The 18,034-nt window shown below is 64.1% G+C and carries 18 protein-coding genes and 1 tRNA gene; 7 read left to right on the top strand and 12 right to left on the bottom strand.

What is annotated here, in order from left to right:
* The first annotated feature begins 240 nt into the window (after positions 1–240).
* The gene (locus tag GDN70_RS32800; protein WP_025032179.1) at positions 241–918 is read left to right on the top strand and encodes a ParA family protein; all 678 of its coding nucleotides are present in this window, start codon (positions 241–243) and stop codon (positions 916–918) included.
* Between the two features lie 78 nt (positions 919–996).
* On the opposite strand, the gene GDN70_RS32795 is transcribed toward GDN70_RS32800, so the two are convergent.
* The 5 genes from GDN70_RS32795 to trxB all read right to left on the bottom strand — a co-directional run bounded on the left by GDN70_RS32795 (position 997) and on the right by trxB (position 4,870).
* Positions 997–1,161 carry a hypothetical protein gene (locus GDN70_RS32795; RefSeq protein ID WP_131233054.1) on the bottom strand — a complete coding sequence of 55 codons (165 nt, stop codon included), beginning with the start codon at positions 1,159–1,161 and terminating at the stop codon, positions 997–999.
* A gap of 133 nt (positions 1,162–1,294) precedes the next feature.
* The gene (locus tag GDN70_RS35305; protein WP_165637427.1) at positions 1,295–1,441 is read right to left on the bottom strand and encodes a hypothetical protein; all 147 of its coding nucleotides are present in this window, start codon (positions 1,439–1,441) and stop codon (positions 1,295–1,297) included.
* 166 nt (positions 1,442–1,607) lie between these two features.
* Positions 1,608–2,516: a 4-hydroxy-tetrahydrodipicolinate synthase gene (gene dapA / locus GDN70_RS32790; protein ID WP_028140501.1), complete on the bottom strand. Its 909-nt coding sequence runs from the start codon at positions 2,514–2,516 to the stop codon at positions 1,608–1,610.
* Positions 2,517–2,975: 459 nt separating this feature from the next.
* Positions 2,976–3,899: a LysR family transcriptional regulator gene (locus tag GDN70_RS32785; RefSeq protein WP_026201990.1), complete on the bottom strand. Its 924-nt coding sequence runs from the start codon at positions 3,897–3,899 to the stop codon at positions 2,976–2,978.
* A gap of 5 nt (positions 3,900–3,904) precedes the next feature.
* Positions 3,905–4,870: a thioredoxin-disulfide reductase gene (gene trxB / locus GDN70_RS32780; RefSeq protein ID WP_038971099.1), complete on the bottom strand. Its 966-nt coding sequence runs from the start codon at positions 4,868–4,870 to the stop codon at positions 3,905–3,907.
* Positions 4,871–5,136: 266 nt separating this feature from the next.
* Between trxB and GDN70_RS32775 the strand changes: the two genes are divergently transcribed.
* Positions 5,137–5,616 (top strand): Lrp/AsnC family transcriptional regulator, encoded by a 480-nt coding sequence (locus tag GDN70_RS32775; RefSeq protein WP_026201989.1) that lies wholly within the window; start codon positions 5,137–5,139, stop codon positions 5,614–5,616.
* Positions 5,617–5,781: 165 nt separating this feature from the next.
* Here the strand turns inward: GDN70_RS32775 and greA are convergent, their stop codons facing one another.
* The 3 genes from greA to GDN70_RS32760 form a co-directional block, all read right to left on the bottom strand.
* Positions 5,782–6,255 carry a transcription elongation factor GreA gene (gene greA, locus GDN70_RS32770; RefSeq protein ID WP_007596674.1) on the bottom strand — a complete coding sequence of 158 codons (474 nt, stop codon included), beginning with the start codon at positions 6,253–6,255 and terminating at the stop codon, positions 5,782–5,784.
* Between the two features lie 222 nt (positions 6,256–6,477).
* Positions 6,478–9,942: a carbamoyl-phosphate synthase large subunit gene (carB, locus tag GDN70_RS32765; protein WP_028140499.1), complete on the bottom strand. Its 3,465-nt coding sequence runs from the start codon at positions 9,940–9,942 to the stop codon at positions 6,478–6,480.
* Between the two features lie 142 nt (positions 9,943–10,084).
* A complete protein-coding gene (locus GDN70_RS32760; protein ID WP_028140498.1) occupies positions 10,085–11,254 on the bottom strand; it encodes an MFS transporter in 1,170 nt (389 codons plus the stop codon).
* Positions 11,255–11,367: 113 nt separating this feature from the next.
* On the opposite strand from GDN70_RS32760, the gene GDN70_RS32755 reads away from it, so the two are divergent.
* Positions 11,368–11,739, top strand: coding sequence for a helix-turn-helix transcriptional regulator (locus tag GDN70_RS32755; protein WP_152103556.1), 372 nt, complete (start codon positions 11,368–11,370; stop codon positions 11,737–11,739).
* A gap of 111 nt (positions 11,740–11,850) precedes the next feature.
* Here the strand turns inward: GDN70_RS32755 and GDN70_RS32750 are convergent.
* Positions 11,851–11,926, bottom strand: a tRNA-OTHER gene (locus tag GDN70_RS32750).
* A gap of 54 nt (positions 11,927–11,980) precedes the next feature.
* Entirely contained in the window at positions 11,981–12,682 is a 702-nt protein-coding gene (locus GDN70_RS32745) for a class I SAM-dependent methyltransferase (RefSeq protein WP_028140496.1), read from the bottom strand.
* A gap of 114 nt (positions 12,683–12,796) precedes the next feature.
* Between GDN70_RS32745 and GDN70_RS32740 the strand changes: the two genes are divergently transcribed.
* The gene (locus GDN70_RS32740) at positions 12,797–13,321 is read left to right on the top strand and encodes a Dps family protein (protein WP_152103555.1); all 525 of its coding nucleotides are present in this window, start codon (positions 12,797–12,799) and stop codon (positions 13,319–13,321) included.
* A 115-nt stretch (positions 13,322–13,436) separates the two neighbouring features.
* Here the strand turns inward: GDN70_RS32740 and GDN70_RS32735 are convergent, their stop codons facing one another.
* Both GDN70_RS32735 and carA read right to left on the bottom strand, forming a co-directional pair.
* On the bottom strand, positions 13,437–13,958 hold the full coding sequence (locus GDN70_RS32735) for a hypothetical protein (RefSeq protein WP_152103554.1): 522 nt from the start codon (positions 13,956–13,958) through the stop codon (positions 13,437–13,439).
* 173 nt (positions 13,959–14,131) lie between these two features.
* Positions 14,132–15,322: a glutamine-hydrolyzing carbamoyl-phosphate synthase small subunit gene (carA, locus tag GDN70_RS32730; RefSeq protein ID WP_038948142.1), complete on the bottom strand. Its 1,191-nt coding sequence runs from the start codon at positions 15,320–15,322 to the stop codon at positions 14,132–14,134.
* A 146-nt stretch (positions 15,323–15,468) separates the two neighbouring features.
* Between carA and GDN70_RS32725 the strand changes: the two genes are divergently transcribed.
* The 3 genes from GDN70_RS32725 to GDN70_RS32715 all read left to right on the top strand — a co-directional run bounded on the left by GDN70_RS32725 (position 15,469) and on the right by GDN70_RS32715 (position 17,951).
* On the top strand, positions 15,469–16,179 hold the full coding sequence (locus GDN70_RS32725; protein WP_152103553.1) for an alpha/beta fold hydrolase: 711 nt from the start codon (positions 15,469–15,471) through the stop codon (positions 16,177–16,179).
* Between the two features lie 51 nt (positions 16,180–16,230).
* Positions 16,231–16,686 (top strand): GatB/YqeY domain-containing protein, encoded by a 456-nt coding sequence (locus tag GDN70_RS32720; RefSeq protein ID WP_028140491.1) that lies wholly within the window; start codon positions 16,231–16,233, stop codon positions 16,684–16,686.
* Between the two features lie 128 nt (positions 16,687–16,814).
* Positions 16,815–17,951: an epoxide hydrolase family protein gene (locus GDN70_RS32715; RefSeq protein WP_152103552.1), complete on the top strand. Its 1,137-nt coding sequence runs from the start codon at positions 16,815–16,817 to the stop codon at positions 17,949–17,951.
* Positions 17,952–18,034 lie beyond the last annotated feature (83 nt).

Genomic DNA, 18,034 nt, shown 5'->3' with positions numbered 1-18,034 from the left:
GGGTTTGCGCGGGAGGGTTGCATTCCGCCTGGTCCCGCTCGGCTGCTCAAAGAACGCACAGATGCTCGCGCGGGCGGCGTTTCGCTGCAGTTGGTCTCTCGTCCTGCGACGCAGTGTGACTCAAAAGCCAACACGCCTTGTTATTTCGTGGCGGTAACGCAACCCCCGATAAATTTTTCTTTCACGAATCAGCGCGGTGATTCATTTTCGCGGCCTGGGGTCAATCTGGAGGCCGAAGGTATGAACGTTATTGTTTTTGCATCGCGTAAAGGCGGCTCGGGCAAGAGTACCCTAGCCGCGCATCTCGCCGCGCAGATCAAGGCGAGCAAGCAGGTCATGCTCGTGGACGCGGACCCGCAGGGCTCGCTCACGCTGTGGCACAAGCTGCGTGGCACCAACGAGCCGCCGATCAAGGCGGCCGTGAACTCCGTCAGCGGCATCGTCTCCGCTGCCAAGCGCGACGGTTATGAATGGGTGTTGATCGACACGCCGCCGAACCTCTCGGCCGTGGTCGACGACGCGATCAAGAACGCGACGATGGTGGTCATTCCGGCGCGTCCCGGCGTGTTCGACGTCAACGCGGTGCAGGAAACCATCCAGATGTGCCGCGCCGCGCGCAAGCCCTATGCGGTCGTGCTCAACGGTGCACCGGCCAAGCGCGACGAAGCCGAAAGCCCGATCGTCACCATCGCCCGCGAAGCGCTGGCCAAATTCCGGGCTCCGGTGTGGGGCGGCCAGATCACCAACCGTTCGGATCTCCTGATGGCGCTGAGCCACGGCGAGGGCGCGCGGGAATATCAGGCCGAGAGCCGTGCGGCTCAGGAAATCGCAAGGCTGTGGGCGGCGATCGAGCGTTCAGTCAAGGCCATTCGCGGCACGGCGTCGGCGTCCGGCGCAATGCACAAGCAGGCTGCTTAATTCTTTAAATCATTCCCCGGACGAAAAACGCGCGGGAACGTCCGCGCGTTTTGCGTTTTCGGAAACTGCTTGAAGCGGCTACGCCACCATCAGCATGTAGAACACGATGACCGGCGACATGGTCAGGATCACCGACCAGATGCCGGCGGCCCAGAGAATGTCCTCGGTGGTAAAGCTCTGCTCGGTGGACAGCTTCTCCTGTCCGGCGCCGAAATACGACGCCATCTCATTATGACTATTCATAAACGCCCCCGCGATTTCTTCGCTTATGGGCGTGAACGATACGCGGGATGTTTTAAGATTCCGGCTTGCAAACCGCTGCGCATTTTGAGCGCATTTGTGACGGCCGCTTAACCATCCGCGCGACGTGCCGCCTTCAGGCGAGCCAGATCCGATACAGCAGCACCGGCATCAGGCCGAGCATCACTGCCCAGAACCCGAACGACGAAACGACGAGAATTCCCTGCAAAAGATCGGCCGGCGCGTATTGGCTCGCCGCCGTAGGCCGGGTGCGATGTCCCATGGTCATTCCCCCTCTGGAAGTTCCTGGAGAGCAACGATAGGGACGGATGGGTAAACGAGCGGTGGATGCGCCATGCGGCGGGCGCGAAGGCCGTTGGGGTGATGTTAACCACGGGCGGCGCTCTTACCCTCCCCTGGAGGGGCCCTCCAGGGGAGGGTAAACGATACTACGCCGCGACCTTCGTCCGTCGCTCGATCTCGCGATCGATCGCGGCGGCGAGCTCGCTGCTTACTTCCACCATCGGCAGGCGTACTTCGGGGCTGTCGATCAGGCCGCACCGCCACAGCCAATACTTTGCCGGCGCCGGGCTCGGCTCGGTGAACAGCAGCTGCGTCAGATCGGCGACCTCGTGCCAGCGCGCCAGAGCCGCGTCGTGGTTGCCGCGCTTCGCTTCCGCATACACCGCCGCAAAGGTCGCGGTCTCGACATGGGCGGACAGCACGATGCCGCCGTCGGCGCCGTCGACGAGCGCCTCGAAATAGTTGGCGTCCTCGCCGGTGAGCACACGAAAATCCTTCGGACGGTCGCGCAGCAGCGCGATTGATTGCTCGCGGCTCGCGCCGCAATCCTTCAAGCCTACGATGTTCGGATGCTCGGCGAGCCGCAGCATGGTCTGGTTGGTGATGTTCACCGAGGTGCGATAGGGAATGTTGTAGAGCGCAATCGGCCAGGCGGCGTGATCGGCGAGCGTCTCGAAATGCGCCAAGAGGCCGCGCTGCGAGGGGCGCACATAGTAAGGGCTTGCGATCAGATAACCGTCGATCGGCCAGTCCGCGGTCTCGTCGAGACGGTCCTTCAGCCGCGCGGTGTCCGCGCCTGACAGTCCGAGGCAGATCGGCAAGGTGCGCCGGCCCGCCGCCATCTCGTCGCGCACGATGGCGACGAGGCGTTCGAGCTCGGCCTCGCGCAACGTCATGCCTTCACCGGAGGTCGCCCCCAGGATGAAGCCGTCGATGCCTTGCGCGCTGTAATGTCGCGTCAGCCGCCGCAGCGATCGCTCGTCGAGCGCGCCGCCCTGAAACGGCGTCACCAGCGGCAGCCACAGCCCGTGCAAATGATCTTCAAGTCCGGTCATGTTTCCATCTCCTTCTCGGGAAACCTGAGACGGAGGGCACATGAAAAAACCCCGTCCAGGCGGCGGGGTTTTCGGGATTGCAGCGATGACGAAGCCGGTCTAGCGCGCGCAAAACTCCGAGGTCCCCAAATGGGGGCCTTTTTTCGAGGCGATCGCCTTCGACGAGATTGCGCACGACTTCGTGATCATCTGCAAATGATGCGGGGTATGCCTGGAACTGTCAATACACGCGGAAGGCGAAAGCCGATTTGACCGAAAAAAAGCCGGGCTCGAATGAGCCCGGCTTAAGGTATTGGCCACGTGAGGCCGACACAATCACCTTCCAAGAGGGATTACTGAACTCCCGCGCCACTGGAGGAGGGGGACAAATGCGCAACGCGAAGGCTCAGCGTGCAAGCAGTATGAGCTTGACGAGCGCCATGCAGCAACAGCCGAGGCCGCATGTCAGTCATGCGGAAATCAGGAAGGCCAGCGCTGCGCCTTGCTCACCACGAAGTCGCGGAACACCTGCACGCGCGCGACCGTCTTCAACTCCTCGGGATAGACAAAGTACGTATCGAGCTGGATCGAATCCGACTCGCCGAACAGCTGCACGAGTTTGCTCTGTTCCTCGACGAGGTAGTCGGGCAGCGCCGCGATGCCGAGGCCCTGCTGACAGGCGCGCACCAGGCCGAGGATGTTGTTGACCCTGAAATAGGCTTCGCGCGGACCCGAGCCGTTGCGGCCCGCTTCGACCAGCCAGTTGCGGTTCTGCAAATGCGGCGCGAAGTTGCCGTCCGAGAGCGTGATGATGCGGTGGGAGTCGAGCTCCTCCAGCGTGCGCGGCGTGCCGAAGCGCTTGATGTATTCCGGCGAGCAGTAGGCGTGGAATCCCATCGCGAACAGCTTGCGCTGGATGAGATCCGGCTGCGTCGGCTTGCGGGTGCGGATCGCGACGTCGGCCTCGCGCATCGACAGGTCGAGCTCCTCGTCGGTGACGATCAGCGAAATCCGGATTTCCGGATAGAGCGCGGTGAACTCGCCGAGCCGCGGGATCAGCCAGTTGATGCCGACGCCGGGGGTGGTGGTGATCTTGAGGTCGCCGCTCGGCCGCTCGCGGCTGTCGGTCAGCTTGGCGCGCGCCGCCTGGAGCTGCATGAACACGTCATGCGCGGTGCGGAACAGCAAATCGCCCTGCTCGGTCAGGATCAGGCCGCGGGCATGGCGGTGGAACAGCGAGACCGAAAGCTCCTGCTCCAGCGCCGAGACCTGGCGCGACACCGCCGATTGCGACAGGCCGAGCTGCTCGCCCGCATGCGTGAAGCTGCCAGCTTCCGCCGCTGCGTGAAACACCTTCAGCTTGTCCCAGTCCATATCTGTAAATCCGTCGCGTGTTCGGGGCATGATCTTTATTCCGCTGCCGCGCGCTCGCTGGCGCGCAGGGCCAAGAAACGTTCGGCTTCGAGAGCTGCCATGCAACCGAGGCCGGCGGCCGTGACGGCCTGGCGATAGGTTTCGTCGGCGACGTCGCCGGCGGCGAACAAGCCGGGCACCGATGTCGCGGTCGAGTTCGGGGCGACCTCGACATAGCCCGACGGTTTGAGCTTGATCTGGTCTTTCACGAGCTCGGTCGCCGGCGCGTGGCCGATGGCGATGAAGACACCGTCGGTCTTCACGTCCGTCAGCGCGCCGGACTTGACGTTCTTCAGGCGCACATGGGTGACCTTGTTCGGGTTCTCGGTGCCGCAGATCTCGTCGACGGCGCTGTCCCAGATCACCTTGATCTTGGGGTGCTTGAACAGACGTTCCTGCAGGATGCGCTCGGCGCGGAAGTGGTCGCGGCGATGCACGATGGTGACCTGCGAGGCATGGTTGGTGAGGTACAGAGCTTCCTCGACCGCGGTATTGCCGCCGCCGACCACCACGACCTCCTTGTTGCGGTAGAAGAAGCCGTCGCAGGTGGCGCATGCCGACACGCCGCCGCCCTGGAACTTTACTTCGGACGGCAACCCGAGCCAGCGCGCTTGCGCGCCGGTGGCGAGGATCACGGCGTCGGCGAGATAGACGTCGCCGGAGTCGCAGGTGAGGCGGAACGGCCGCTGCGAGCTGTCGAGCTTGATCACAAGGTCGGAGACGATCTTGGTGCCGACATGGACCGCCTGCTTCTCCATCTGCTCCATCAGCCAGGGGCCCTGGATCACGTCGGCGAAGCCCGGATAGTTCTCGACGTCGGTGGTGATGGTGAGCTGGCCACCCGGCTGGATGCCCTGAATCAGGATCGGCTCGAGCATCGCGCGCGCGGCGTAGATCGCCGCCGTGTAGCCGGCGGGGCCGGAGCCGATAATGACGACCTTTGCATGGACAGGGGCGGACATATTGACGGACGCCTTTCACGGGGGATTCACAGCGCGGGAGCGGAACGTGCCGGGAGGCCTCGCGGAGGCGCTGAAATATCAGAGCTAATCTAAGCCTTCTGGTGAGCTATGCAAGAATTGCATTGCCTATCGGCGGATTTTTCCAACAAGGAACAAAAGTCGATTGCGGTGCACGCGCAATAAAATTGCGCTAGCCGCGCGGACTGGGCTATGAGGATTGCGGCAAACCCACCAATACAGCCGCAAAGGCCAGGAGTTCCAATCAAGTGTCGCGGAACCTAGACGACATCGACCTGAAAATTCTCTCCGAGATTCAGGCTGACGGTCGAATCACGAATGTCGAGCTGGCCAAGCGGGTCGGCATCTCGCCGCCGCCCTGCCTGCGCCGCGTCCGGGCGCTGGAGGAGGAGGGCTATATCCACGGCTATCGCGGCCTGCTGGACGCCCGCAAGCTCGGCTTCGACGTCACCGTATTTGCCGCCGTGCACCTGTCCAGCCAGGCCGAGGCGGACTTACGCGCCTTCGAGGAGTTCGTCCGCGCCGAGCCCCTGGTGCGGGAGTGCTGGATGCTGTCGGGCGAGGTCGATTTCATCCTCAAATGCGTCGCCCCCGACATGGCGACCTTCCAGGATTTCGTCACGCATCTGACCGCCGCGCCCCACGTGCGCAATGTGCGGACATCGCTGGTGCTGCATAATTCGAAATACGAGGCGGCGGTGCCGCTGGACGTGAAGGGGAGGCGGTAGCCGCTCCAAGGTCCTGCCAGTCCCGTCATCCTGATTGAGGTGCGGGCTGCGCTCGCAACGACCAGCGGTGAGAGAGCGTGCTCCACCCACACAAGCAACACGCCGAAACAAAAAGGCCGCGCGATGCGCGGCCTTTTGAAACGTCTCAGCGCGGGCGGCAAATTCTTACCGCCATTCCACCTTGGTAATTTCATACGCCTTGGCGCCGCCGGGTGCGTTGACCTCGACGGTCGAACCCTTCTTCTTGCCGATCAGCGCGCGGGCGAGCGGCGAGGTGATGGAGATGCGGCCCTTCTTGGCGTCGGCCTCGACCTCGCCGACGATCTGCCACACCGTCTTCTTCTCGGTGTCCTCGTCGACCAAGGTCACGGTGGCGCCGAACTTGATGGTATCGCCGGACAGTTTCGAGATGTCGATGATGTCGGCGCGCGCGAGCTTGTCCTCGAGCTCGGCGATGCGGCCTTCATTGTGGGACTGCTCTTCCTTCGCGGCATGATATTCCGCGTTCTCCGACAGGTCTCCGTGCGAGCGCGCCTCCGCGATGTGCTCGATGATGCGCGGACGGTCCTCGGACTGGCGCTTCTTCAATTCTTCCCCGAGCGCGGCAAAGCCGCCCGCTGTCATCGGAACCTTTTCCATCTCTTCTCTCGTCCTTCGGCTCCGCGTCCCCACAACAGCGGGCGCGGCAACCTTGATTCGTCGGTATTCCCGGCCCTGAACACGCGGCCACCGGAACGTTATGTGGGCTGGCGCCGGAACAGAACAACCACCATGGCCGGACAGTTCCTCCGGCCATTGTGGCTTCATTGCCAATCACTTAACGGATGGCTTAACCCTTAAGGCTCGGCCGTCCGCTCGCGATCAGGTTTCCGAAAAGTAGCTCTGCAGGGTACGAACCTCAAGGTCCCCGCCGAGATAGGCGCGGATGCCCTGCGCGGCCGCCACGGCCCCGGAAAGAGTGGTGTAATACGGCACTTTATGCAAGAGGGCCGCGCGCCGCAGCGAACGGCTGTCGGCGAGCGCCTGCGGGCCTTCGGTGGTGTTGAAGACGAGCTGGACGTCGCCATTGGTAATGGCGTCGACGATGTGCGGCCGGCCCTCCAGCACCTTGTTCACCTTCTCGGTCGGGATGCCCTGGTCGGTCAGGAAGCGCTGGGTGCCCGAGGTCGCCAACACCTTGAAGCCGAGCGAATGCAGTTCGCGGACCGCCTCGGCGATGCGCGTCTTGTCGCTCTCGCGCACCGAGACGAACACCGTGCCCTTGCGCGGTACTCGCGTGCCGCCGCCGAGCTGGCTCTTGGCGAAGGCGACCTCGAAATTGCGGTCGATGCCCATGACCTCGCCGGTCGAGCGCATCTCGGGCCCGAGCACCGTGTCGACGCCGGGGAAGCGCGCGAACGGGAATACCGATTCCTTGACGCCGACGTGCTTGAGCTTTGCCTTCTTCAGCTTGAAATCGGCGAGCTTCTCGCCCGCCATGATGCGCGCGGCGATCTTCGCGACCGGCGTGCCGACGACCTTGGCAACGAAGGGCACGGTGCGCGAGGCGCGCGGATTGACCTCGAGCACGTAGATCTCGCCGTCCTTGATGGCGTATTGCACGTTCATCAGGCCGACGACGTCGAGGCCGAGCGCGAGCTCGCGGGTCTGCCGCTCCAGCTCCTCGATCATCTCAGGCTCGAGCGAATGCGCCGGTAGTGAGCAGGCGCTGTCGCCGGAATGGATGCCGGCTTCCTCGATGTGCTCCATGATGCCGACGATGAAGGTGTCCTTGCCGTCGCAGAGGCAGTCGACGTCGATCTCGATTGCGTCCGAGAGATAGCGGTCGAACAGCAGCGGGTTCTTGCCGAGCACGGTGTTGATCTGCCCGGTCTTGTCGTTCGGATAGCGTGCCTTGACGTCGGCCGGCACCAGCTCCGGCAGCGTGCCGAGCAGATAATCGTTGAGCTGGTTCTCCTCGCGGATGATCTGCATCGCGCGGCCGCCGAGCACGTAGGATGGGCGCACCACAAGCGGCAGGCCGAGATCGGCGGAGACGAGCCTTGCCTGCTCGACCGAATAGGCGATGCCGTTCTTCGGCTGCTTGAGACGGAGCTTGTCGAGCACGCGTTTGAAGCGGTCGCGGTCTTCGGCAAGGTCGATGGCATCAGGCGAGGTGCCGAGGATCGGCACTTCGGCGGCCTCCAGGGCGCGCGCGAGCTTCAGCGGGGTCTGGCCGCCGAACTGCACGATCACGCCGTGCAGCGTGCCATTCGTGCGCTCCTTGGCGATGATCTCCAGCACGTCCTCGGCAGTGAGCGGCTCGAAATAGAGCCGGTCGGCGGTGTCGTAGTCGGTCGACACCGTCTCCGGGTTGCAGTTGACCATGATGGATTCGTAGCCGGCATCGTGCAGCGCGAAGCAGGCGTGACAGCAGCAATAGTCGAACTCGATGCCCTGGCCGATGCGGTTCGGTCCGCCGCCGAGAATGATGACCTTCTTCTTGTCGGATGGCGTGCTCTCGTCCGCCGGTGCGCCGGCGAACAACGCCTCATAGGTCGAATACATATAGGCGGTCGGCGAGGCGAATTCGGCCGCGCAGGTGTCGATGCGCTTGTACACCGGGCGAACGTCGAGCGCGTGGCGCTTCGCGGTGACCTCGGCTTCCGTCGTCTCGGCAAGCACCGCCAGCCGCGCATCGGAGAAGCCCATGGCCTTGAGCGTGCGCATGCCGAAGGCATTGCCCGGCAGGCCGTTCTTGCGGACCTTCTCCTCCATGTCGACGATGCCGCGCATCTCGCTGAGGAACCACGGGTCGATCTTGCAGGAGTTGAAGATCTCCTCGTTCGACCAGCCGAGCCGCATCGCCTGGGCGACCTGGAGCAGCCGGTTCGGCGTCGGCGTGCCGAGCGCGGCGCGGATCGCATTCTTGTCGTCGTCGCGGCCGAGACCTTCGATCTCGATCTCGTCGAGGCCGGTCAGTCCGGTCTCGAGCCCGCGCAGCGCCTTCTGGAGGCTTTCCTGGAAGGTGCGGCCGATCGCCATGACTTCGCCGACCGACTTCATCGACGTGGTCAGCGTGGTGGAGGCGCCGGGGAATTTCTCGAAGGCGAAGCGCGGCACCTTGGTGACGACATAGTCGATGGTCGGCTCGAACGAGGCCGGCGTGGCGCCGCCGGTGATGTCGTTGGCGATCTCGTCGAGCGTGTAGCCGACCGCGAGCTTGGCTGCGACCTTGGCGATCGGAAAGCCGGTGGCCTTCGAAGCCAGAGCGGAGGAGCGCGACACGCGCGGGTTCATCTCGATAACGACCATGCGGCCGTCCTCGGGATTGACGCCGAACTGCACGTTGGAGCCGCCGGTCTCGACGCCGATCTCGCGCAGCACCGCCAGCGAGGCGTCGCGCATGATCTGGTATTCCTTGTCGGTCAGCGTCAGGGCCGGCGCCACCGTGATGGAATCGCCGGTGTGCACGCCCATCGGATCGAGGTTCTCGATCGAGCAGACGATGATGCAATTGTCCTTCTTGTCGCGCACCACCTCCATCTCGTACTCTTTCCAGCCGAGCACGGATTCTTCGATCAGCACTTCGTTGGTGGGAGACGCGTCTAAGCCGCGCTCGATGATGTCGAGGAACTCTTCCTTGTTGTAGGCGATGCCGCCGCCGGTGCCGCCCATGGTGAAGGAGGGGCGGATGATCGCGGGCAGGCCGATCTCGGACAGCGCCATCATGGCCTGGCCCAGCGCATATTCCTGATAGCGCTTGCGGCGGTCGCTTTCGCCCAGCGTCCACTGCCGATCGTGCTCTTCGAGGGCCGCGCCCGAGAGCTTTTCGCGTTCAGCCTGACGCTTGTCGCGGAAGGACTTCTTCAGGGCGGAGGCATTGGCGAGCCGCGACTTCGGCGTCTCGAGACCGATCTTGGTCATGGCCTCGCGGAACAGCTGGCGATCCTCGGCCTTGTCGATCGCGTCGGCGGTGGCGCCGATCATCTCGACGTCGAACTTCTCCAGCGTGCCCTGCTGGCGCAGCGACAGCGCGCAGTTCAGCGCGGTCTGTCCACCCATGGTCGGCAGCAGGGCGAAGCCGCCGGGAATGACGTGACGTTCTTTCTCGATGATCTTGGCGACGATCTCGGGCGTGATCGGCTCGATATAGGTCGCATCGGCCAATTCCGGATCGGTCATGATGGTGGCCGGGTTGGAATTGACGAGGACGATGCGATAGCCCTCTTCCTTCAGCGTCTTCACCGCCTGGGTGCCCGAATAGTCGAACTCGCAGGCCTGGCCGATCACGATGGGACCTGCGCCGATGATCAGGATGGTGGTGATGTCTGTACGTTTGGGCATCAACTCTCGCCGGACTGGAATTTGGGCACAAAAAAAGGGCGCGCTCCTGCGCGTCCCTTTGGCCGAGAGCGCGGTGGTCTCCCTCGCGCGCGGGTGGGTCTTAGACCAGATTCCGGGGCGGCGAAACCCCGAAAAACGCCCATCAACCGGCAATTTTGACGGGTTTTGGCCTGGCCTGCCAGCCACGGGCGAGATGCACCAGAAGTGAGGCCGCAACGCTCATTCCACCGATCCAGCCGAGGTCGTTCGGCGAGAGGGTCGCCAGCACCGCCCCGCCCAATGCCCCGCCGATGGCGAAGCCGAGATACATGGCGGAGGCGTTGAGCGAGAGCGCGATCATCGAGGCCTGCGGCTCGATCCGGATGATGCTGGAGACCTGGGCCGGGTAGAATGCCCAGCCCGAGATGCCCCAGAGGAAGATCGTGCCCAGCACCGCATAGTGCGCCTGGCCCGGCATCAACTTCAGGACCACCGAGTGAAGGATCAGCGCGGCTGCCATGCCGGCGAGGCCGAGGCCCACGGTGGCGAGCGTACCGAGCCGGTCGGCAAGTAAGCCGCCGAACATGTTCCCGATCGCGGCCGCGCCGCCAAACACCAGCAATGCAAGGCTGATTTGCGACGCATCGAAGCCGAGGCCGCGCAGCGGAACCGCGAAATAGGTGAACACGGTGAAGCCGCCGAGCGCCCATAGGATCGTGATCACAAGCGCGACCAGGACATTGCTGTGACGCGCCACCGCCAGCCGTTCGCCGAGCGAGGCCGTGTTGCGCGGCAGGCCGCGGGGCAGGCCGAGCAGCAGACCGGCGAGCGCGACGGTGCCTATCATGGCGACCATCGCAAAGGTCGCGCGCCAGCCGAGGAGGCTGCCGACGAGGTTGCCGAGGGGAACGCCAATGACAGTCGCGACCGTCAGGCCCGACGTGACCAGCGCCACCGCTCGGCCGCGCCGTTCGGGCGAGGCGACCGCCACGGACACCGCGAGCGCCGTCGGCATGCAAAGCCCGGAGCCCAGCGCCATCAGCATCCGCGAGGCCAGCAGCAGGGCGTAGCTGGAAGCCACCATCGCGGCGAGATTTCCGGCGATGAAGGTCGCCAGCGCCAGGGCCAGCACGGTTCGGCGGTCGATATTGTTCAGCGCGACGGCCAGGATCGGCGAGCCCACGGCATAGGTGAGGGCGTAGGCCGTGACCAATTGGCCGGCGGCGGAGACCGAAATCTGCAAATCGGCGGCGATGCCGGGCAAAAGACCCGCGATGACAAAGCCTTCGGTGCCGATCGCAAAGGCCGCCAGGGCCAGCCAGAATACGCTCATTGGACGATATCCCTATGTTCAACGTTTATTGAACTATTGGATATGGTGGTTTGTAAGTCAATTGGTTCAAGAACTATTGAACATTGCGGCCGCTTCGCTATGATTCCCGGGTCATGAGCCGCACACCTCTCCACCCGACCCGCGAGCAAATCGAATTGCCGATGGTGCTGGATTGCCTCAGCGATCCGATCCGGCTCGCCATCGTCTACCAGCTCGCCCAGCAGGAACGTGTCAGCAGCGAGCTCTGCTGCGGCGACTTCAACGGGCTCGCGGGCAAGTCCAACCTCGCCTATCACTTCGCCAAGCTGCGCGAATGCGGCGTGATGCAGACGCGCGTGGCCGGCACCAACCGCTTCATGCGGCTGCGCCGTGAGGATCTGGACGCGCGTTTTCCCGGCCTGCTCGATGCGGTGATCAGCTCTGCCGCCAAGGATGCCGAGCGGCTTCAGCTGATGGCTGAGTGTGAAGTGGTGGAGGCAGGTTGAGGTTTGCGCGGGCAGTCCGTCTACGCTTCCGCTGCGCTCCAGCTACGCCGGACACGCTTCGCCCCTTCGGGTCAAGCGTGGCTGCGCCACGCGTAGCCCGAAGGCGAAGCGTGGAGACCCGGCCTGGATTTGAACCAGGATGTAGAGCGTTGCACCGCCCTCGCGTAGACGCTTCCGCCACCGGGCCACGGCGATCATTACCGATTGCAGTGCGACAAGCTACAACGGCTAATTGTTATGCTTAACGAACCAGAGGCGGCCGCGCGACGAAGGTCATGCGCCAGCGATTATGGCCGATATTGGTGTGGGCGCGCTGGACCGCGAACCCGGCCGCTCTCAGCTTGGCGGTGATCTCCTCCTCGCTGTAGCGCTGGAGCCCGATGCGCGTGCGCAGATGTCGGTAATCGGACAGCGCGGTGCTGATGAGCCCGACCAGCGCGTCCTTCAAGAAACCGTGGCGCAGGCCGAAGCCGAGCAGCGCCATGACGTCCCTGACCATGCCGACATTGGGCTGGAGGATGTCCCCCAGCACCAGCTTGCCGGAGGGCTTCAGGATACGGCGGATGGTGAGGAGCGCGGCGTCGAGCTCCTCCGGCGCCATGTATTGCGCGACCGAGTTCATCACGACGAGGTCGATCGACTGGTCCTGCATCTTGCGGACATCGTCGAGCGAGCGGACGCGGATCTTGGTGTTCGGGGCAAACCGCGCGATCAGCCGGCCGCGCACGCCCGGCGCGGGCTCGGCGAGGATCAGCTTGCCGCAGCTACCAGCCACCTGGCTCGCCGACAGCGCCTCGCCGCAGGCATAGTCCAGCACCGTTGCGTCCGGCGAGGAGATGTAGCCGATGATGTCCCGCGCGATGATCTGGAAGTGCAAGTCGCGATGCAGCTTGCTGACATAGATCGTATGCGTCGAGTCGTAATAATCGATCCAATCGTCCATGGTATTCGAAGGTCCCGGCCAAACGGTTCCCGTCAAGGAACCGGCGCTGCCCGCCTTGCGTTAGGGGTGCGACGGCGCGCCGTCAATGTCCGCGTCCTAACAGGAAGGCTTCCCGTGAGCAAAACCAACAACAAGGTCTCGCCCGATCTCGATACCCCCACCGACCTGTCGCCCGACGGGGTCAAGAAGGTCTCGGAGGCGCTCAACGTACTTCTGGCCGACGCCTTCGCGCTGTATCTGAAGACCAAGAATTTCCATTGGCACATCAGCGGCCGCCACTTCCGCGACTATCATCTGCTGCTCGACGAGCAGTCCGACCAGATCTTCGCCACCACCGACCAGCTCGCCGAGCGCGTCCGCAAGATCGGCGGCACCACGCTGAAGTCGATCGGCCAGGTCGCAAAGCTCCAGACCATCAAGGACAACAACGAGGACTACGTCCCGCCGCACGAGATGCTGCGCGAACTGATGCAGGACAACAAGCACGTCGCGGCCGCGATGCGCAAAGCGCACGACGTCTGCGACGACGCCGGCGATGTCGCCAGCGCCAGCATTTTGGAAGTGTTCATCGACGAGACCGAGCGCCGGACGTGGTTCCTGTTCGAGGCCACGCGGCAGGAAGGCAGCAACGCGGCGTAGGGCGAACTGCCGTAGGATGGGTTAGCCGCAGGCGTAACCCACCTCTTCTGTTTCGGCGGAGACAGACGTGGTGGATTACGCTTCGCTAATCCACCCTACGCACCTTCGCTTTTGTCTACCGCCACAACCGCATTAACGCCCCATCCTTGCCGGTCACTGGATCGGCCGGCGGCAGCGCGACTTGTGGAATCGTCTTCAGCGCCTTGGCGTGGTTGTCCGGCGTTGCGCGCGTGATCTCCATCTTCGCGCCGCGCGGATAGGCGCCGATCACGCAGAAATCACGGCTCGCCCTGATGCATTGATGTCCGGTGCCGGCCGGCAGGATCGCGACATCACCCGCCTTGATCTCGAGCTCCTGGCCATGGTCGCCGCCGAAGCGGACGCGGGCGCTGCCGCGCGCCACGCCGAGCACCTCATGCACCGTCGCGTGGTAATGCAGATAATCGTAGACACCGTTGCGCCACGTCCCGCCCCAGCCGTTCGCTTCGAACAGGTTCTCGATGGTCTCTTCCGGCTGCTTCGGGTCGAGCTTCACCGCACCCTGGTAGACCAGGAAGGGGCGGATGTTGTTCGGCACGAGCCCATCATCCTCGAACACGATGGCGAGCGGCTCGGCCTTGTCGCGGACGACGGACATGGCGGGCTCCGGCTGCAAAAGACAGCGGGACAACATTCTATCGTGTGGAGGTGTTCCTCAACGGGTCACCTGTCCCGGACGCGCTGCAGCGTGCAACGCTGCGGCGCAGAGCCGGGACCCAGAGAGCCGCGAGTGGTAGGCCCCGGTTCAGCGGGGGCATGAGAGCGCGCGTCTTACGCGCTCTTCTTCTGACGCATCAGATCCGCAAAACGCTGGAACAGATAGTGCGAGTCGCGCGGGCCGGGCGATGCTTCCGGGTGGTACTGCACCGAGAACACCGGCTTGCCGTCGAGCTGGATGCCGCAATTGGAGCCGTCGAACAGCGAGATGTGGGTCTGCGTCGCGCCCTTCGGCAGCGTGGTCTCGTCGACCGCAAAGCCGTGGTTCATCGAGGTGATCTCGACCTTGCCGGTGGTCTCGTCCTTCACGGGGTGGTTGGCGCCGTGATGGCCCTGATGCATCTTTTTCGTCTTCGCGCCGACGGCGAGGCCGAGCATCTGGTGGCCAAGGCAAATGCCGAAGGTCGGCGTGCCCGACTTGATGACGTCCCGGATCACGGGCACGGCATATTTGCCGGTCGCGGCCGGATCGCCGGGACCGTTCGACAGGAACACGCCGTCCGGCTTCATCGCCAGAATGTCTTCGGACGAGGTCGTCGCCGGCACCACCGTCACCTTGCAGCCGACGCCGGCGAGCAGGCGCAGGATGTTGCGCTTGATGCCGTAATCGATGGCGACGACGTTGAACTCAGCCTTGTCCTGGCGGCCAAAGCCCTTGTCCCACAGCCACGGCGTCTCGTCCCAGGTGAAGCGCTGGCCGCTTGTGACCATCGGCACGAGGTCCATGCCCTCGAGGCCCGGCCATTCGCGCGCCTCTTCCTTCAGCCCATGCAGGTCGAACTCGCCGTTCCTGGCGTGCGCGATCACGGCGTTGGGCATGCCCTTGCTGCGGATCAGCGCGGTCAGGGCGCGGGTGTCGATGCCGGAGAGGCCGATGATGCCGCGCGCCTTCAGCCACTGGTCGAGATGCTTGGTGGCGCGGTAGTTCGAGGGATCGGTGATCGCGGTGCGCAGGATCACGCCGCGCGCGCCCGGCGTCGCCGCCATGTTCACCGTCTCGATGTCTTCCTCGTTGGTACCGACATTGCCGATATGCGGGAAGGTGAAGGTGATGAGCTGGCCGGCATAGGAGGGATCGGTGAGGATCTCCTCATAGCCGGTCATCGCGGTGTTGAAGCAGACTTCACCAACGGCGTGGCCTTCGGCGCCGAGGCCAAAGCCTTCGAGCACGGTGCCATCGGCGAGCACGAGGAGCGCGGTCGGTTTATGGTCCGGCCAGGCGGGATCGTTGTCATGTTGTGTCATGAGCGCGTTTCATAAGCCTGCCGGACGCCCCCGTCAAAGCGCAGATGCGCCGATTCACATGCGTTTTTGCATATTTGACAGCCCGTCTCGGGCTCCTAAGCTTGGCCGCACAATTTCCGGCAAATTCCTGGGCTTGCGAGGCAATAATGGACCAGACCACCCCGATTCTGTTGGTTCCGGGGCTGGCCTCCTCGGCCCGGATCTATGCCCCTGTCATCCCGGCGCTGTGGCGCTTCGGCCCGGTCATGGTTGCCAACCATATCCGCGACGACAGCATGGCGGCGATCGCCGCCCGCGTGCTGAGCGAGGCCCCCCCGCGCTTCGCGCTCGCTGGCCATTCCATGGGCGGCTACATCGCATTCGAGATCATGCGCCAGGCGCCCGAGCGGGTGGCCAAGCTCGCGTTGATCAACACCCAGGCGCGGCCCGACACCCCGGAGGCGACCGCGCGCCGCCGCGGCCTGATGGAGCGCGCCCGGCGCGGCGAGCTCCGCGCAATCCGCGAGGAGAGTTTTCCGGAGCTCGTGCATCCGTCGCGCCGCGATGATGCCGATATTCTCAAGCTGGTGCATGCGCAGGACGAGGATGTCGGTGTCGAGGGCTATCTGCGGCAGCAGACCGCGATCATCGCACGGGTGGATTCGCGCCCGACGCTTGCAGCGATCAAATGCCCGACGCTGGTGTTGACGGGCGATGCTGACAACACCATCCCGAACGCTCTCTCCAGGGAGATGGCCGAGGGCATCGCCGGCGCTAGGCTCAAAGTCCTCGATCGCTGCGGGCACTTGCCGCAAGCCGAGCAGCCGCAAGCGACAGTGCGGGCCTTGACCGAATGGCTCGGAACCGAGGTTGTCTAGGGGCCGCGAACGGCCTAGATCAGGCGTCAGATATTCGAAGGGATCACGATCATGTTGCGCGACGACATCAACAATGCGGTCAAGGAGGCCATGAAGGCCAAGGACGAGCGCAAGCTGTCCACGCTGCGCATGGTCAATTCGACCATCAAGAATGCCGACATCGATGCGCGCGGGCAGGGCAAGCCGCCGTTGTCGGACGCCGACCTGCTCGGCGTCTTTCAGAAGATGATCAAGCAGCGGCAGGAGTCGGTCGAGCTCTACGAAAAAGGCGGCCGCGCCGAGCTTGCGGCCCAGGAGCGCGAGGAGATCGCAGTGATCTCGGCGTATCTGCCGAAGCAGATGGCCGACGACGAGGTGAAGAAGGCGATCGCGGACGCGATCACTGAAACCGGCGCCGCCGGCATGAAGGACATGGGCAAGGTGATCGCCGTGCTGCGCGCCAAGTATGCCGGACAGATGGATTTCGGCAAGGCCAGCGGTTTGGTGAAGGCGGCGCTGTCGGGCTAGGCCGTCATTCCGGGGCGACGCGTAGCGTGAACCCGGAATCCATCGCGCTGCTGAGTCCGTTGCTTAATGGATTCCGGGCTCGCGCTACGCGCGCCCCGGAATGACAAGAAGAAGAAGGGAGGCAGCCAATGACCGCCATCAAACCGTTCCGCGTCGCCATCAGCGACGACATCCTCGCCGATCTCAAGTCGCGTCTCACCCGCACGCGCTGGCCGGAGGCGGAGCTGGTTGACGACTGGAGCCAAGGCGCGCCGCTGAAGTGGATTCAGGAGGTCTGCACCTATTGGGCCGATGGCTACGACTGGCGGGCGCGCGAGGCAAAGCTCAACCGCTTCGAACAGTTCACCACCGAGATCGACGGGCTCGACATTCATTTCTCGCATGTGCGCTCGAAAGAGCCAAACGCGCTGCCGCTGATCATCACCCATGGCTGGCCGGGTTCGATCGTCGAATTCCAGAAGGTGATCGCGCCGCTCACCGATCCCGTCGCGCATGGCGGCAATCCCGCGGACGCGTTTCACGTCGTCTGTCCCTCGCTGCCGGGCTTCGGCTTCTCCGCCAAGCCGAAGGCGACCGGATGGGGCGTCGACCGCATCGCCGCGACCTGGGCGAAGCTGATGGAGCGGCTCGGCTATGCGCGCTACGGCGCGCAAGGCGGCGACTGGGGCTCGGCGGTGACGGCCTCGCTCGGTGCGCAGGATGCGGCGCACTGCGCCGGCATTCACATCACGCTGTCCTTCAACTCGCCGCCGCGCATGGAGGGCGAGCCGACCGCGGAGGAGAAGCGAGCGCTCGCCGGCCTCAAGCATTACGTCGATCTCGACTCCGGCTACTCCAAGCAGCAATCGACGCGCCCGCAGACGCTCGGCTATGGCCTCACGGATTCGCCGAGCGGGCAGTCGGCCTGGATTCTGGAGAAATTCTGGGCCTGGACCGATTGCGACGGCCATCCCGAGAACATCTTCACCAGGGACGAGTTACTCGACAACGTCATGCTGTACTGGGTGACGGAGACGGCGACCTCCTCGGCGCGGCTCTACTGGGAGAGCTTTGGCAAACGCCGCACCACGCCTGTCGTCAAGGTGCCGACGGGCGTCGCCGCGTTCCCCAAGGAGATCATCACGCCGGTGCGACGCTGGATGGAACCGAACTTCCATGACATCACGCATTGGAGCGAGATGGAGAAGGGCGGCCATTTCGCCGCGTTCGAGCAGCCGGAGCTGTTCGTGCGCGATGTCAGGAAGTTCTTTGCGACGGTGCGGTGAAGGGTCCCCTCAAACGTCATGCCCGGGCTTGTCCCGGGCATCCACGGCCTTAGACTAGCAGTGAAGCAAGAAGAGCGTGGATG

The sequence above is a fragment of the Bradyrhizobium sp. TM102 genome (assembly GCF_009176685.1).
GTDB classification, from domain to species: Bacteria; Pseudomonadota; Alphaproteobacteria; order Rhizobiales; family Xanthobacteraceae; genus Bradyrhizobium; species Bradyrhizobium ottawaense.
Note: the sequence above shows the minus strand (reverse complement) of the source record. Positions and strands in the feature narration are given on the sequence as shown.